A 15,884-nucleotide genomic window follows, 5' to 3' on the forward strand; every position below is an offset into this window, starting at 1 on the left:
TCTTATTTCCTATCTGATGACCTCTCCCGAAACCACCGACCAAGTTCGCCTCACGCAATACAGCCACGGCGCGGGCTGCGGCTGCAAAATTGCGCCCAAGGTGCTCGACCAGATTCTACACACCAGCATCCCACAGCCCCACGACGACAAGCTGCTAGTCGGCAACTCCTCGCGCGACGATGCCGCCGTGTACGACATAGGCAACGGGCAGGCGCTCATCAGCACCACCGACTTTTTCATGCCCATCGTAGATGATGCCTACGACTTCGGGCGCATTGCCTCCGCCAACGCCATTTCCGACGTGTATGCTATGGGCGGCCGGCCCGTTATGGCTATTGCCGTGCTAGGCTGGCCCATTGACAAGCTAGCGCCCGAAGTGGCCCGCCGCGTAATTGAAGGCAGCCGTAGCATCTGCGCCGAAGCCGGCATTCCGCTGGCTGGTGGCCACAGCATCGACTCGCCCGAGCCGATTTTCGGCTTAGCCGTAACGGGCATGCTCGATATCAAGAATCTCAAGCAAAACGACACTGCTACCGCCGGCTGCGAGCTGTACTTAACCAAGCCGCTTGGCGTAGGCATGCTGACTACTGCCCAAAAGCGCGGCATCTTGCGCCCCGAGGACGAGCAAATTGCCCCGCAAAGCATGATGCAGCTCAACCGCATCGGCTTCGACTTGGGCCAGCTAACCGCCGTGCGCGCCATGACCGACGTAACGGGTTTTGGACTGCTGGGTCACCTCTCCGAAGTGTGCGAAGGCAGCAACCTTACTGCCGAAGTAAAGTTCAGTGCCGTACCCCTGATTCCGGAAGCCGAGCTATACCGTGCCCAAAAAGCCATTCCGGGCGGTACGGTGCGCAACTGGGATTCCTACGGCCACAAAATAGGCACCATCACCGATGAGCAGCGCGCTTGGCTCTGCGACCCGCAAACTTCCGGGGGACTATTGGTGTGCGTGGAGCCGGCCGGCCGGGCCGAGGTGCAGGCGGTGTTCGAGCAGTACGGGCTAGCGTTGCAGCCATTTGGCACGCTGCGCGCCCATCAGCCCGGCGAAGCCTGGATTCAGGTTCGCTAGGTTGTGAAAACGGTTTCTCTGTTACGGCCGCTGCTGGAGGTTGGTGCCGTCATTGTAGCTCTCATTGTGGGGCTGCGGCTGATTACCGGCTTGTTTGGTAAGCGGCGGCGGGCATACCAGATTACGTTTCAACGGCAGGTGGCACTGCTGTTTTGGCCGTTGCTGTGTTTGAGTGTGGGCTTGCCTTTTCTGGCGTCGTTTTTCTTTGCCGGGGAGTTATCTACCTACGAATTGATTTTGCTGCTTTTGTTTTCGGCGGTAGTAATAGGTTTTGCGCTGCCCGCTTTGCTGCTGCACGCGCAGTATTACCTGCACAACCACGCCACCGAGGTGGTATTCGAGCCCAAACAGAACTTGCTGGAAGTATACGAGAACGGCCAGCGCCTGCCTTTCAGCCGCGCCGATATTCAGCGGGTGCTGTACGTCCGCTGTTCGTCCCGGCGCGCGTTCTGGAGCAATTACGAGTACGTGCAGCTCCAACTGCGCAATGGCCGCAGCATCACCATCACCTGCTTGTTGCTGAAACTAACCGGACTAGCTGACTTCCTGCGCAATACGCATCTGGAGCACCGAAACCAGCTTTTCTGCACCATACAGAGGTAGTTGGTACCGGGTAGTTAGTAGAGTGAGTAGCTGGCAGGAACAGTAGCCTCTGCTTACGTAGTACTAAATACTTCCGACCTTTGCCCGCTCTTTCCGCTTTCACTTATGCTGCTACACCACCGCGAAATGGGCCAGGGAGCCCCTCTGGTTATTCTGCACGGTCTTTTCGGCACCCTCGACAACTGGCAGACCTTAGCGCGCCGCTGGGCCGATACCGGCCACCGCGTTATCAGCGCGGATTTGCGCAACCACGGCCGTTCTTTCCAAACGCCCGAGCACACGTACGAGCTCATGAGCAACGACGTGCTGGCCTTGTTTGAGAGCCTGCAACTTGGCCCCGACACCACGCTCATGGGCCACAGCATGGGCGGTAAAGTGGCCATGCGCTTCGCCCTCGACCACCCCGACCGACTGGCCCGCCTCATCGTGGTGGACATTGCTCCCCGCTTGTCCGATATGGCGCACCAGGACAATATTCTGGCTGGTTTGAACGCCGTGGACCTCACCACTCTCGAAAGCCGCCAGCAAGCCGATGAGGCACTGGCCCAGCACATCCGCCAGCCCGGCGTGCGGCAGTTTCTGCTGAAAAACTTGTACCGCCTCGATGACAACTCGTTTGCCTGGCGGCAGAACCTGGCGGCTCTCACCCAGCATATCGCTGAAATCGGAGAGGAAATCAGCAGCCCCGAGCCGTTTCTGAAGCCCGCTCTGTTCATCCGCGGCGGGCAGTCGGATTACATCAACGCTGAGGATAAGCTGTACGGTATCCCGGCCCTGTTTCCCAACTCCCAAGTGGAAACGATAGTGGATGCCGGCCACTGGGTGCATGCCGAAAAGCCAGACGAAGTATTTGGGCTGGTTGATGCTTTTGCCAAAAGCTAGCACCCAACTCGGTCTTTCTGTTATTCCGACGCAGGAGGAATCTGGGTATTATCGTTGAACGATTTTATCCAGATTCCTCCTGCGTCGGAATGACAACACTCAATTAAATAGTCTTTTAGTAACTGTAACTATTTTACCTCAGTGAAGCCCGGCGTCCTCTACCTGATTCCTACCATCCTCGCCGACGATACGGCCCCGCAGGTGCTACCGCCACAAATAGGTGCGCAGGTAGCGGCGTTGTCTTGCTTTCTGGTGGAAAATGCCCGTACGGCCCGGCGCTTCATCAAAAGTGTGGCCCCGGCCCAGGTAATTGAGGAGTTACGCATCAGTGTCATCGATAAAGACAGCACCGAAGCCCAAATTCAGGCCGCGCTAAAACCGGTGCTGGCGGGCCAGGATGCAGGCGTACTATCGGAAGCGGGCTGCCCTGGCATTGCCGACCCCGGCGCCGAGCTGGCACGGGCGGCCCATACTCTGGGCATAAAAGTGGTGCCGCTGGTAGGCCCAAGCAGCTTGTTACTGGCCTTAATGGCCTCGGGCATGAACGGGCAAAGCTTCACATTTCACGGCTACCTGCCCATTGAGCGGAGCCGCCGGGCCGCGGCCATTAAGCAGCTGGAAAAGCTGGCGTTGGCGCAGCATCAAACCCAGCTTTTCATCGAGACGCCCTACCGCAACATGCAGATGCTGGAGGACTTGCTAAGTCAACTGCATTCTGCTACCCGGCTCTGCATTGTCGCTAGCCTCACGGCTGCTAATGAGTACATCCGCACCGATACCATAGCGGGCTGGAAAAAAACCGGTTTGCCAGAGATTCACAAGCAGCCGGCGGTTTTCCTGATTGGGAAATAGCGCTTAGCCGCTTAGCTCAACACTTGGTACACCAGCAGCGAAGCCAGATACGCCAAGCCGGTCATGTACACCAGTTGAAGCAGCGGCCAGGTCCAGCCTTTGGTTTCGCGGTAGGTGGTGGCCAGGGTGCTCATGCATTGCATGGCAAACACGTAGAATACCAGCAACGAGCCGGCGCGGGCGGGCGTGAAGAACGGTTGCCCGTCTGGGCCCTTCTCAGCAGCTAGTTTTTGCTGTACGGTTAGCTCGTTGGCATCCTGGCCCACGCTGTAGATAGTGCTCATCGTGCCCACAAACACCTCCCGGGCCGCAAACGAGGTAAGCAGCGAGATGCCGATTTTCCAGTCGAAGCCCAGCGGCCGAATAGCAGGCTCAATCAGGTGCCCAAAACGGCCGGCGTAGGAGGTTTCCAGCTTTTCTGAGGCCACCCGCGTTTCCACTTCCGTTTCGTTTAGCTGTGCGGTATTGGCGCGCACCCGCTGTTCAGCTTGTTCCAGCGAGTTGCCCGGCCCATAGGAAGCCAGTACCCACAGTATCACCGATATAGCAATAATGACTTTACCCGCCTGAAATACGAAGGCTTTCACCTTCTCCACAATGGTGAGTACCACGTTTTTCCAGCGCGGCCAGCGGTACACCGGAAACTCCATGATGAAGTAGCTCCGCTCTTTGGTCTTCATGAACAGCTTCAGCACCCACGCCGACCCCACCGCCGATACAAAACCCAGCAAGTAGAGGCCCATCAGCGCCACCCCGCGCAGGTTGAAGATGCCCAGCACTGGTTGGTCGGGCACTACCAGCCCAATGAGCACCGTATACACCGGAATCCGGGCCGAGCAGCTCATCAGCGGCGTCACGAAGATGGTAATCATCCGGTCCTTGCGGTTCTCGATGGTGCGCGCGCTCATAATAGCCGGCACGGCGCAGGCCATACCCGAAATCAAGGGCACCACGCTCTTCCCGTTCAGCCCGAACTTGCGCATGATGCGGTCCATCATGAACGTTACGCGGGCCATATAGCCAGTTTCCTCGAGCACCGCAATGAAGGCAAACAGCAAGGCAATCTGCGGAATAAAGATGAGCACACCGCCCAAACCCGCCAGCACGCCTTCGGTGAGCAGGCTAATGAGCGGTCCATTGAAGTTGCTTTGAATCAGGCCGTTAATCCAGGCCACGCCCGTATCAATTAGCTCCATCGGGTAGCTGGCCCACGAGAATACCGCCTGAAACAGCAAGAACAGCACCGCCAGAAAAATCAGGTAGCCCCACACTTTGTGCGTGAGCACCCGGTCGAGGCGGTTGCTGTAGGGCTCGGCTTTCTCGGTCCGCGTAACGGATACCACGTTCAGCAGCAGCTCGTTGATGCGGGCGTACCGGTCGATGGTTTCCTGGGCCTGCCGCGGCGTGGCCTCGAAGTTATACTTGGTTACTAGCTCCGCTATATACGCTCGGTTGTCGGCAGTCAGGAAGCTGATATGGCGAAACTGATGCGCGTAATGCAGCGCCAGATAGTCGTTGTGCAGGTTGAAGTAGTAGCGAATCTGCCGCAACATCGGTACCAGCGCTTCGTCAGGCTCATAAAACGTAGTGGTAGCCGCGTCGAGCTGCTGGGCCATAACGATTTTCAGCGCCGCTACTCCAATGCCTTTGCGGGCGTTCATGGGAATAACCGGCACCCCCAGTTCCTCCTGCAACGCCTCTAAGTCGATGTTGATGCCGTGCTGGGCGGCCACGTCCATCATGTTCAGGGCCAATACCAGCGGCAGGCCCAAGTCAGCAAGCTGCGTGAACAGCAGCAGGTTGCGGCGCAGGTTGCTGGCATCGGCCGTTACCACCACAAAATCCGGATACTGCCCCGACGTCTTATCGTAGAGCAGGTCGGTGATTACCTTTTCATCCAGGCTTTTGGGGTAGAGCGAATACGTACCCGGCAAATCGATGATTTCGGCCCGGTGCTGCGCTGTTAGCTGGCTAATCCCGGTTTTGCGGTCTACCGTCACGCCAGGGAAGTTCCCGACTTTCTGGTTGAGGCCCGTAAGCTGGTTGAACAGCGAAGTTTTCCCGGAATTGGGGTTGCCAATCAGCGCAATGCGCGTCAGGCCGCGCGGTGCGGCCTGCAAAGCGGCAGTTTCCAAAGCCGCCGCCGAAGCAGCGGCCCTGGCAGGGACGGTACGAATTCCGGCATCACGCATGCGCGGCTACTCCTTCAGCATAATGGTTGCTGCTTCACTCACTCGCAGCGACAAAGTGTAATCTGCGGCCTCACCCACCACTAAGGTAATCGGACACCCCAGGGGCGCCCGGCTATTCAGCCGCACCTGCGTACCGGGGATACACCCCATTTCCAACAGTTTGAGGGCCATTTCCGGATCCTTCAAACAGCAAATCGTACCCGTCTCGCCTAAATGCAGATCTTTCACGCTTCGGGGAGCGGCAATGGCTTTGGCAGAGGTGGGACGAACGGACACGGCAGCAGGGTTTATTTAGACTTCCTTTAAACAAAGGTACAACCCATTTAGGTTTCGACCAAAGTGCCCCGGCCCGGCAAGTCCAGTGCTAAGTGCCTTATAAATATTCCTTTCAGGAATTGCATTTTTATAAATATTTAAAGAAAACGTGCCGAAAATCGGCGTTATCATTTTACTTTTGGGATATAACTATAGCATACACAATATGATCCAACGCGTACTTGCTTTCGTCACTTTTCTCTTGCTACTCCCAGCGCTTAGCATGGCCCAAGAGAATCGTCTGTCCGGTCGCATCGTCGATCAGAAGACGAAAGAGCCCATTCCTTTCGCCTCTATTGGTTTGAAAGAAGAACAGACTGGCGCTCTGACCAATGAATATGGCTTTTTCCAAATGGCCATGCCAACCAAAAATGCCCAAGACTCCCTGGTGGTGCTGGCTTTGGGTTACAAACGCGTAGCGGTGCTAGTGAAGCGCGGCAATGCCAACCTCGCCGACCTCATTGTAGAGGTGCCAAAGCGCGTAATTGAGCTGGGCAACGTTACGGTGAAAGGCGGCAAAGTGAAAGACCTGTCGCTGGGCTCGAAGTCGACTACACCGGGTGAAGGGATGATTCAGGGGATGCCCGGCAGCCAGTATGCCTTCTTCGTGAAGAACGACAAGAACAAGAAGCTCGGCAACGTGCGCTCCGTGTCGTTTTATATTGGAGAGCACGGCTTCCCGCGCGAGCCGTTCCGGGTGCGCCTCTACAAGCCCGATGGCAACTACAACTCGCCCAACACCGACATTCTCACCGAAAACGTAGTGGTATCGGCCCCGAAGGGTGGTGAGTGGTACACCATCGACCTGACGCCTTACAACATTGAGGCACCATCGGAAGGCTTTTTCGTGGCCATGGAGTGGATTGTGAGCGGTGATAAGTTCTACACCACCAACTTCATGGACACTTACACCCCCTACGGCCAGATCATGCGCCCAACCTTCGAATTCAAGGAAAGCCGCACGTGGAGCTACACCATGGGCAAAGGCTGGAGCCTGCTCACTTTGGCTAGCAACGGCCAGCGCTACAACGCCATGATTAAAGCCGAAGTAGACCAGATTAAGGATTAAGACAATGTGCTGATTTGGTTATGTGCTGATGTGCTATTCAACTACAAGACATAATCCAATACTGTTATAAAGTAGAAAAGGGGCTCCGTGTGGAGCCCCTTTTCTACTTTATGTTGAGTAGCTAGGCAAAGCCGAAGCACGACAGCCACCTAGCACATCGGGAATCGGTGGATTACTTAATCACCGCAATTTCGACGCGGCGGTTTTGCTGGCGGCCTTCTGGCGTGGCGTTGGTTGCTACGGGAGCCGTTTCGCCCATGGGCTCGAGGCTAATGCGGTTGGCTCCAATGCTGGCATTGCTGGTGAGCCAGTTTTTCACGGCTTCGGCCCGCTTAGCGCTTAGCTCTTTATTGTAGCTCTTGTCGCCGCGCGAATCGGCAAAGCCCATTACGCGCACCTGGCTTTTGCCGTAGCGGCGCCCAATGGAACCTCCGATTTCCGACAAAGCCCGCGTAGCTGTCGGCTTGATTTCGGCCTTATCGGTATCGAAAAGCACGGTTTCTTCCAAGCCGTACACGCTGTACTTATCGTCGTCGCGCACTGAAATTTCCGGCAAATCAATTTCCTCGTACTTGGCGTCAGCCAGCTTGGCTTTGGTCATGTCCCAGGCGGCGTCTACGGAATTGGCGGCATCCGCTGCAGCATCGGCTACGGTACTGTCTTTGCGGTATACAACTGCCGTATCGGACGTGGCTTCCTGAGGTTCGTCTTTGGCTTCGGGCTTTTTCAGGTCACTACAAGCAGTTGACAGCAAGGCGGTCAGGGCTAAAACAGAAAGCAGGGGCTTGTTCATGGGGTATAAGGAACTAATGATTGGGAAAGGGAAGATTCAGACGCACTTACGCAGCCTCAAAAGGGAAGTTGGTTTCTCAGTGGCGAGGTTGAGGGCGGCGCACATAACAAATCGAGCCGCTAGCTGAACAGTACAGCTAGCGGCTCGAAAGCAGATTTGGAGCAGAATTACTTGGTTTTGGTGTGCTCGGCAATCCAACTCCTGATTAGCTCTAATGCAGCCGGCGAAAAGGTTTCGTGCGGCTGCCCGTTCACCACGGCCCACTCACCTGGGTCGGCCTGAAACAAGTGGTTGACTCCGGGCAGTTTCTTGCTGGTTACATCGGAGTTGCCGTGCAGCGCTTTAACTAAACCGTTGAGGTTAGGCTCGGCGGCCACGGAAGCATCGGCGGTGCCGCCGAGCAGCAGTACGGGGCATTTCACTTGGTCCATCCTGACAGCAGGATTGAATGCTAGCTGGCTTCGGTAGCGTGCTGAAGTGAGTTCGGCAGCACGGTTTTGGGCCGTAATAGTGTCCAGGCTGGCATCGTATTGCCGCATCATTTTCACCAAAATTGCCTGTGCCTTTTTAGAGTCTGGGTTCTGCGTTACCACGGTCTGCAACGCCTGTTGCTGCTTAATAAAGATGTTAATATCCTGCTCTTGCACCCCAATTCCGCGAAGTAAGGCCTTCTGCTGCTGTAGGATAGCCGCACTTCCCGATTGCCCAAACGCGGCGAGCGAAACCACGAAAGCCGGCGGCAACGGCTGCGCCGCCGCCAGCAAAGCCACGTTACCGCCTTCGCCGTGCCCTACCACGCCGATGCGCGTCACGTCTATTTCGGAGCGGGTGCGCAGGAAGTTCAAGCCGGCCTGCACATCACCCACCAGTTCGGCGGTGGTGGCGGTGGCGAAATCCCCGGCCGAAGCACCCACGCCCCGGTCATCGAAGCGCAGTACGGCAATGCCGCGGCGGGTGAGGTGGTCGGCTAGAATTCCCATTAGGCGGTAGTCGCCGATGGTAGCGTCCCGGTCTTGGCCACCAGCATCGGAAGCCAGCACCACGGCCGGAAACGGGCCCGGTCCGGCGGGTACCGTGAGCATGCCACCCAGCCGCAGGTTCACCGGCACGTTGGTATAGGTTACTTCTTCTTCGCGGTAGGGGGGCGTTAGGCGGGCTTTGGGGGCGGTGTTGACGGCGGCCGGCGCAAAGGTGAGCGTTAAGGCGGCTTCCAAACCGGGTTGCCGCCATTGCCCGGTCAGCTTTTTACCATCGGGGGCCAATTGGCCAATAAAGCGGCTGCCAGCTTCTTCGGCGGCAAACACCACGGTGTCGCCGCGCACTTCCACTTGCACGGCCATGTGGCTGACCTTCTGCATGGGCACGTCGAGCGTGGCGAAGTACGAGCCGCCCGTAAGGCTAACCAGCCGGAAAATAACTTCCAGCTCGCCACCCGGCATTTTCAGCGGGCCTTTCCATAAACCATCCATGGCGGGGGCGGCAACAGCTGCTGATTCACCCATCATCCACAACAACAGCACCAGCAACCAGCGGCGTGACACCCACGCACCAACGAACTTATTCATGTTAGCTGTCAACAGAGAAATAGCAATAAATAAACTTAGCCAAGTGAAAAAACCGGAGTATAGATGCTTTAGCGCAGCCACACACTTTCTCGCAATATAAGTATATCTAGTCGGGTTATATTAAACTGGCACCTTGAAATTGCTTTGACGCAGCATTACTCAGTGAAAAACACTCGCTTCACCCGCTCACTTACGTTGGTTAGCAGCTCGTACGGAATAGTGCCAATGCGGCTTGCCAACTCAGGCAATGGCAGCTGTGGGCCGAATATTTCGGCTACGTCGCCGGCCCGGGCGGCGCTGATATGCGTGACGTCGACCATGCACATATCCATGCATACATTGCCGATGATGGGCGCACGCTGCCCCCGGACTACTACCTCGCCCGCACCATTGCCGAAGCGCCGGTCGTAGCCGTCGGCGTAGCCGATGGCGAGGGTGGCAATGCGCCGCTCGTATTCCACGGCCTGGCCCCGGCGGCTGTAGCCTACCGTTTCGCCGGGCGGCAGGGTTTTCACTTGCGAAATGGTGGTGCGCAGAGTACTAACGGGCCGTAGGGCATCTTGCTCGCGGCCGGTAGCTTCCACGCCATACAAACCAATACCGAGGCGCACCATATCCATATGGGCTTCCGGAAAGCGCAGGATGCCCGCCGAGTTGAGGGCGTGTTTAAGGATGGAGTAGCCCAGTGCTTCTTCCAATTGGGGCGTCATGCGTTGGAAGGCGGCCAACTGCTGCTCGGAGAAGCTGTTGTGCTGCTCTTCGTCGGCGCCGGCTAGGTGGGTGAGGGCGCTGGCGACGCGCAGGTGCGCGGCATTATCGCGCAGCAGGGCACACAGCTCCGGCAGGTCGGTTTCCGAGAAGCCTAAGCGGCGCATGCCAGTATCGAGCTTGAGGTGAATGGCTGGCAGCGGCTGCTGGCGGGCGGCCGTGAGGTAGTCGTGCAGCCGCTCGAACGAGTAGATTTCGGGCTCCAAGTGATACTGGCGCAACACCTGAAACGCATCGGGCGAGGGGTTCATCACCATGATGGGCAGGCTGATGCCGTGCTGGCGGAGGCTCACGCCTTCGTCGGTGTAGGCTACGGCGAGGTAGTCGGCGCGGTGAAACTCAAGCAGGTTGGCTACCTCATAGGAGCCGCTGCCGTAGGCAAATGCCTTCACCATCACCATGAGCCTGGTGCCCGGCTGAATACGGCTGCGGTAGAAATTCAGGTTCTGCGCCAGCGCCTCCAGGTCCACTTCCAGCACCGTGCCGTGAATCTGGCGCTGGAAAGCCGTCACAATCCGCTCGAACCCGAACCGCCGGGCGCCCTTCACCAGAATGGTTTCCTGGTGAAAAGCATCGGGCCGAAACTGGCGCAGAAAGTCGTCGGTGGTGTTGTAGAACGTGGCTTCCACCTGCTGAAAAAGCGCCTGATGGTGCTTGATTTCCAGCCCCACCCCTACCAGCCGCTCCACGCCGTGGGTGGCCAGCTGCGCAGCTACGCGGGCATACAGCTCGGCGCCAGCCAGGCCTGATTCCAGCACGTCGCTCAGAATCAGGGTGCGGCGGCCCCGGCGGGGTTGGCGGGCCAATACGTCGAGGGCCAGATTGAGGCCAGCCAGGTCGTTGTTGTAGGTGTCGTCGAGGACGTAGCAGTCGTTGAGGGCCTGTTTCATTTCCAGGCGCATGGCTACGGGCTGAAGCCGGTCGAGGCGGTGCTGGATTTCGGCGGCGGGCACCTGCCGCCACAGCAGCACCGCTAAGGCGTGCAGGGCGTTTTCCACGGACGGCTCGTCGGCGAAGGGCAGCGTGAACGTGTGCTCCTGGGGCAGCGGCCGGGCCAGACTCACGCGCGCCACCATCCGGTCGCCCGACGATTCGGCCACGGTTACGGCTACGTGCGCCAGGTGCGGGTGCAAGCGGCTCCAAGTGAAGGTGCGGTGCTCGGGCAGATGTTGCTGGGCAGCAGCATGAATCAGCTCGTGGTCGAGGCAGTAGAATAGCGTGTCCACATCGAGGAACAGCTGCATTTTCTCTTCCACTTTCTCGCGGTGGTTGGTGAAGCCAGCATCATGCGCCGTACCAATGTTGGTGAACAAGCCAAGCGTGGGCTGCATAATGCGGGCTAAGCGGGCCATTTCGTGGCGCTGCGAAATACCGGCTTCGAAGATACCCAGCGTGTGCGTGGCGTTCAGCTCCCACACGCTGAGCGGCACGCCCACCTGCGAGTTGTAGGAGCGGGGGCTCTTGCAAATCAGCTCGTCGGGGGCCAGCAGTTGCGCCAGCCACTCCTTCACGATGGTTTTGCCGTTGGACCCCGTCACGCCCAGCACCGGCACCCGAAACCGCCGCCGATGCGCGGCCGCTACGGTTTGGAGAGCATCCAAGGCATCATCTACCAGCAGAATCCCCGCTTCGGGGTACGCCAGCAGGCCACCCGGAATTTCTGCGGCCCTATCGACTACAAACAGCCGCACACCTCGCGCGTACAGTTCCGGCATATATACATGGCCGTTGTGCTGAGGGCCACGCAACGCGAAGAATACGCTGCCAGTGGCCTGCCCAATGCGGCGGCTATCCAGCAGCAACTGATGAACAGGAGCGGGCCGGGGAGGAGTGCGCAGCAGGGTGCCGTGGGTGAGGGCGGGCAGGGCGGTGAAGTCGAGCATCATGCGGCAAAGGTAAAACGGAACCGAGTGGGATGCCGCTGGGGTTGCGCGGGCGGCTGGCCTACGCTACCCTGGCTAAGGGCGCCTAAACCGGTACTGGCTTTGCCGTACCTTTGCAGCTTGTTTTTCATTTCCGATTCCGTTTGAAACTTTCTCGTCACCACCTGGCTGCTTTGGCGGCTTTCCTTATCTGGGGCTTTTTCCCGATTCCGCTACGGATACTGCACGGCTATGCCAGCGGCCAAATCCTGTTTTTCCGCATCCTGCTTTCCTTGGTACTGCTGCTCCTGATTCATGGGTTGGGCCGGCGCGCGGCGGTGCGGGCGGTGGCGCGGCAGTGGCAGGCCGCAGGCCGCGCCGAGCGGCGCAATGTGGCAATTAGCACGGTGGTTGGCGGCCTGCTGCTGACTTCCAACTGGCTGCTGTTCATTTATGTAATCAATGAGGTGAGCGTGCAGGCTGGCTCGTTTTCTTACCTGATTTGCCCCATCCTCACGGCACTGCTGGGGTTTGCTATGTTGCGCGAAAAGCTGCGGCCCAACCAATGGGCAGCCATTGCATTAAGTGCGCTTAGCTGCCTGCTGCTGGGAGTTGGTGAGTTGCGCACTTTGCTGATGAGCTTGGTGGTGGCCTTCACCTACGCCCTCTACCTTATCACGCAACGCCGCTTGCAAGGCTATGACCGGCTGGTGCTGCTTACGGTGCAGCTACTGCTGTCGGCGGCGGTGGTGCTGCCGCTGGCGCCGTTGTTGGGGGCGCAGCCGCTGGTGGGGTTTGCTGATGGCAAGCTGTTGGGATACACCGCCATCCTGAGCGTGGGCTTCACGGTGCTGCCGCTGTTCCTGAACCTGTACGCCCTCAATGCGCTGCCCTCGGGTACGGTAGGCATCATGATGTACGTGAATCCGGTGGTGAGTTTTGCGCTGGCGTTTCTGTATTTCGGTGAGGCCGCCACGCTCACGCAGGCCGTAGCCTACGGCGTGATTTTGCTGTCGGTGGTGCTGTATAACGTGCAGTTCCGCGCAACGAAAACCTCACCCCCCAGCCCCCTCTCCAAAAGAGAGGGGGAACTAGTTTCTAATTCATAGCTTAGATTTTTGAAGTCTAGAGTTAGAACTAATCCCTCCTGTCTTTTGGAGAGGGGGCTAGGGGGTGAGGTCCGGCCTTGCTACCTTCGAACGGATTTTAGAATTCCTATTCCCTGCTGATGTCTACCGTTTTCTCTGCCCCAACGGCCGCCGCGCCGGTTGCCGCGCCGCTGTGGCGGCGGGCCTTGCCCCATCTGCTGGCCGTGCTGTTCTTTTTGGTGCTGGCTGTGCTGTACTTCTCGCCCATCGTGTTTGGGGGCAAAACGCTGAGCCAGCACGACATTGTGCAGTTCAACGGCGGTGCCCACGAGTTGCAGCTGGCCCGGGCAGCCGGTAAGGAAGTGCTCTGGACCAACTCTATGTTTTCGGGGATGCCGACCTACCTCATCAGCACCCGCTTCCCCGGCGACCTGAGCGTGTATCTGCACAGTCTGTTCACGCTGGGCTTGCCGGCGGTGGTAGCCAACCTGTTTCTGGCGCTGCTTTGCGGCTACATCTTGTTTGTAGCGCTAGGCCTTACGCCGCTGGTTAGCGGCGTAGGCGCGGTAGCGCTGGGCTTTACCAGCTACAACATTGTAATTCTGGCGGCCGGGCACAACACCAAGAGCCTCGCGCTGGCCTACGCGCCGCTGGTGCTGGCGGGGCTGATAGTGGCCTTCCGGCGCAACCGGTGGTTGGGCACGGCGCTGTTTGCGCTGGGGCTGGCCATGAACGTGCGCTCCAACCACTTGCAAATCACTTACTACCTGCTGCTATTGGTGCTGGTGTTTGGCATCGTGGAATTGATTTTCGCCTTCCGCGAAAAGCGCCTGGCCGACTTTATGGGCCGCTCGGTGCTGCTGGGCCTGGCGGCACTGCTGGCCGTGGGCGTGAGCTTTGGCCGCCTCTACACCACCGCCGAGTACGGCAAATACAGCATCCGGGGCCGCTCAGAACTGAAAACACCTGCTCCCGCCGACCCTGGCCAGCCCGCCCCCGCTGCTGCGGCCGGCGACGATGGCACCGGCGGCTCCGGCCTCGACCGGGACTATGCGTTCAGCTACAGCTACGGCATCGGCGAAACCATTACGCTGCTGATTCCGAACTTCTACGGCGGGGCTTCGCAGATGAAGCTCAGCGACAACTCGGCCACCGGCAAAGCCCTGAGTGCCCTGGGCGTTCCGCCCGTGCAGCTCTCCGACTACCTGGCCCACATGCCTACCTATTGGGGCGACCAGCCCATTACCAGCGGCCCGGTGTACGTGGGCGCTATTGTGTGCTTCCTGTTCGTGCTGGGTTTGTTGGTGGCCGACCGGCGTACCCGCGCCTGGCTGGCGGCCGGCACGCTGCTGTCGATAATACTGGCCTGGGGTAAGAACTTCGAGACGTTCAACTACTTGATGTTCGACTACTTCCCCGGCTACAACAAGTTTCGGGCGGTGAGCATGGCCTTGGTTATTGCGCAGTTAGCTATGCCGCTGCTGGCGGTGCTGGCGTTGGGCCGCGTATTGCGCAACCGAGCAGCTGGCCCTGCCGCCGCTGGCGCCAGCACGCACCCCAGCCTGGCCGCCCTGAGCGCCAAAACCGCCGATGCGCCCGAAACTGCCGACCTCAAGCGCAAGGTGTTGCTGGCGCTGGCCATTACGGGCGGCCTCTGCGTGCTGGCGTTCCTGATTGGCCTCGGAGCTGACTTCTCGGCGCCCATTGATGCCCAGCTTCAGCAACAGGGCTTCCCGCTAGATGCCATCCGGCAGGACCGCGCTTCGTTGCTTCGTTCGGATGTGCTGCGCTCCATCGTGTTTATTGCGCTGGCCGCCGGTACGTTGTGGTTCTACTTGCAGCGCAAGCTGTCGGCGGGGGCTGCGGCGGCGCTGGTAGGCGTACTGACGCTGGTGGATTTGTGGGGCGTGGACAAGCGCTACCTTAACGACGACAACTTCCAGACCGAAACCGTAGCCCAGGGCTTCGTACCATCAGCCGCCGACCAGCAGATTTTGCAGGATAAAGACTTGAGCTACCGGGTCCTGAACCTGGCCAACCCGTTCAACGAAGCTCAAACTTCCTACTTCCACAAAAGTATTGGTGGCTACCACGGGGCCAAGCTGCGCCGCTACCAAGAGCTGATTGAGCGGCAGATTTCGCGTAACAACTTGCAGGTGCTCAACATGCTGAATACGCGCTACATCATTCAGCCAGCACAAGGTCCGCAGCAGGAAGGCCAGCAGGGCACGCCCGAGCAGGTACAGCGCAACCCCGGTGCCCTCGGCAACGCGTGGTTTGTGAACGAGGTGCAGAAAGTGCAGAACCCTGACCAGGAAATCAACGCCCTAACCAACCTGAACCCCGCTACAACGGCCGTGGTGGATGCCTCTAAATTCCCGCTCAGCAAAACCAGCTACAGCGCGCCCGGCTCCACCATCGTCCTGACCAAGTACGAGCCCGACGCCCTTACCTACCGCGCCACCGCCACCGCCGATGCCTTTGTGGTATTCTCGGAAATCTACTACGCCGACGGCTGGAATGCTTACGTTGATGGCAAGAAGGTGCCGTACGTGCGGGCCAACTACGTACTCCGTGCCCTGCCACTACCCGCCGGCAGCCATACCATCGAGTTTAAGTTCGAGCCCACCGAATACGCCATTGGCAACACGGTATCATTGGTTTCGTCGGTGTTGCTGATTCTGGCGCTGGTGGGAGCCGTGGTATATGCCGTACGGCAGAAGCCAGCTTTGGCTGAAGGCGCAGGTGCCTTTTAGCCCGCAGAGGACGCAGAAGGGGCGCAGAAGTCGCAGAACGTCCAGCGACTTCTGCGCCCCTTCTGCG

The 15,884-nt window shown here is 58.7% G+C and carries 12 protein-coding genes; 7 read left to right on the top strand and 5 right to left on the bottom strand.

Going from position 1 to position 15,884, the window contains the following annotated elements:
- Window positions 1-16: 16 nt before the first annotated feature.
- From selD to J0X19_RS18335, 4 genes are all read left to right on the top strand, one after another.
- On the top strand, window positions 17-1,072 hold the full coding sequence (selD, locus tag J0X19_RS18320) for a selenide, water dikinase SelD (protein WP_206985866.1): 1,056 nt from the start codon (window positions 17-19) through the stop codon (window positions 1,070-1,072).
- A gap of 3 nt (window positions 1,073-1,075) precedes the next feature.
- Window positions 1,076-1,675, top strand: coding sequence for a hypothetical protein (locus J0X19_RS18325; RefSeq protein WP_206985867.1), 600 nt, complete (start codon window positions 1,076-1,078; stop codon window positions 1,673-1,675).
- Window positions 1,676-1,780: 105 nt separating this feature from the next.
- Complete coding sequence (locus J0X19_RS18330; protein WP_206985868.1) at window positions 1,781-2,557, top strand: alpha/beta fold hydrolase; 777 nt, start codon at window positions 1,781-1,783, stop codon at window positions 2,555-2,557.
- A 141-nt stretch (window positions 2,558-2,698) separates the two neighbouring features.
- Window positions 2,699-3,409 (top strand): SAM-dependent methyltransferase, encoded by a 711-nt coding sequence (locus tag J0X19_RS18335; protein ID WP_206985869.1) that lies wholly within the window; start codon window positions 2,699-2,701, stop codon window positions 3,407-3,409.
- Window positions 3,410-3,420: 11 nt separating this feature from the next.
- Here J0X19_RS18335 and feoB read toward each other — a convergent pair whose 3' ends face one another.
- Window positions 3,421-5,601 (bottom strand): ferrous iron transport protein B, encoded by a 2,181-nt coding sequence (feoB, locus tag J0X19_RS18340; protein WP_206985870.1) that lies wholly within the window; start codon window positions 5,599-5,601, stop codon window positions 3,421-3,423.
- 6 nt (window positions 5,602-5,607) lie between these two features.
- Window positions 5,608-5,877, bottom strand: a complete 270-nt coding sequence (locus tag J0X19_RS18345; protein ID WP_317194792.1) for a FeoA family protein — start codon at window positions 5,875-5,877, stop codon at window positions 5,608-5,610.
- A 262-nt stretch (window positions 5,878-6,139) separates the two neighbouring features.
- On the opposite strand from J0X19_RS18345, the gene J0X19_RS18350 reads away from it, so the two are divergent.
- A complete protein-coding gene (locus J0X19_RS18350; RefSeq protein ID WP_206985871.1) occupies window positions 6,140-6,985 on the top strand; it encodes a carboxypeptidase-like regulatory domain-containing protein in 846 nt (281 codons plus the stop codon).
- 172 nt (window positions 6,986-7,157) lie between these two features.
- Here J0X19_RS18350 and J0X19_RS18355 read toward each other — a convergent pair whose 3' ends face one another.
- The 3 genes from J0X19_RS18355 to J0X19_RS18365 form a co-directional block, all read right to left on the bottom strand.
- The gene (locus J0X19_RS18355; RefSeq protein ID WP_206985872.1) at window positions 7,158-7,778 is read right to left on the bottom strand and encodes an OmpA family protein; all 621 of its coding nucleotides are present in this window, start codon (window positions 7,776-7,778) and stop codon (window positions 7,158-7,160) included.
- A 167-nt stretch (window positions 7,779-7,945) separates the two neighbouring features.
- A complete protein-coding gene (locus tag J0X19_RS18360; protein ID WP_206985873.1) occupies window positions 7,946-9,343 on the bottom strand; it encodes an alpha/beta hydrolase family protein in 1,398 nt (465 codons plus the stop codon).
- Between the two features lie 155 nt (window positions 9,344-9,498).
- Entirely contained in the window at window positions 9,499-11,997 is a 2,499-nt protein-coding gene (locus tag J0X19_RS18365) for a bifunctional UDP-N-acetylmuramoyl-tripeptide:D-alanyl-D-alanine ligase/alanine racemase (protein WP_307788475.1), read from the bottom strand.
- A gap of 140 nt (window positions 11,998-12,137) precedes the next feature.
- Between J0X19_RS18365 and J0X19_RS18370 the strand changes: the two genes are divergently transcribed.
- Both J0X19_RS18370 and J0X19_RS18375 read left to right on the top strand, forming a co-directional pair.
- A complete protein-coding gene (locus J0X19_RS18370; protein ID WP_206985874.1) occupies window positions 12,138-13,082 on the top strand; it encodes an EamA family transporter in 945 nt (314 codons plus the stop codon).
- Window positions 13,083-13,201: 119 nt separating this feature from the next.
- Window positions 13,202-15,817, top strand: coding sequence for a YfhO family protein (locus J0X19_RS18375; RefSeq protein ID WP_206985875.1), 2,616 nt, complete (start codon window positions 13,202-13,204; stop codon window positions 15,815-15,817).
- Window positions 15,818-15,884: the final 67 nt, after the last annotated feature.

The sequence above is a fragment of the Hymenobacter telluris genome (genome assembly GCF_017313265.1).
Taxonomy (GTDB): Bacteria; Bacteroidota; Bacteroidia; order Cytophagales; family Hymenobacteraceae; genus Hymenobacter; species Hymenobacter telluris.

Bases quoted from the DNA above. Each gene is read 5' to 3' on its own strand.
- J0X19_RS18360 (WP_206985873.1), bottom strand. From the start codon at position 9,343: ATGAATAAGTTCGTTGGTGCGTGGGTGTCACGCCGCTGGTTGCTGGTG.
- J0X19_RS18330 (WP_206985868.1), top strand. From the start codon at position 1,781: ATGCTGCTACACCACCGCGAAATGGGCCAGGGAGCCCCTCTGGTTATT.
- J0X19_RS18350 (WP_206985871.1), top strand. From the start codon at position 6,140: ATGGCCCAAGAGAATCGTCTGTCCGGTCGCATCGTCGATCAGAAGACG.
- selD (WP_206985866.1), top strand. From the start codon at position 17: ATGACCTCTCCCGAAACCACCGACCAAGTTCGCCTCACGCAATACAGC.
- feoB (WP_206985870.1), bottom strand. From the start codon at position 5,601: ATGCGTGATGCCGGAATTCGTACCGTCCCTGCCAGGGCCGCTGCTTCG.
- J0X19_RS18355 (WP_206985872.1), bottom strand. From the start codon at position 7,778: ATGAACAAGCCCCTGCTTTCTGTTTTAGCCCTGACCGCCTTGCTGTCA.
- J0X19_RS18365 (WP_307788475.1), bottom strand. From the start codon at position 11,997: ATGATGCTCGACTTCACCGCCCTGCCCGCCCTCACCCACGGCACCCTG.
- J0X19_RS18375 (WP_206985875.1), top strand. From the start codon at position 13,202: ATGTCTACCGTTTTCTCTGCCCCAACGGCCGCCGCGCCGGTTGCCGCG.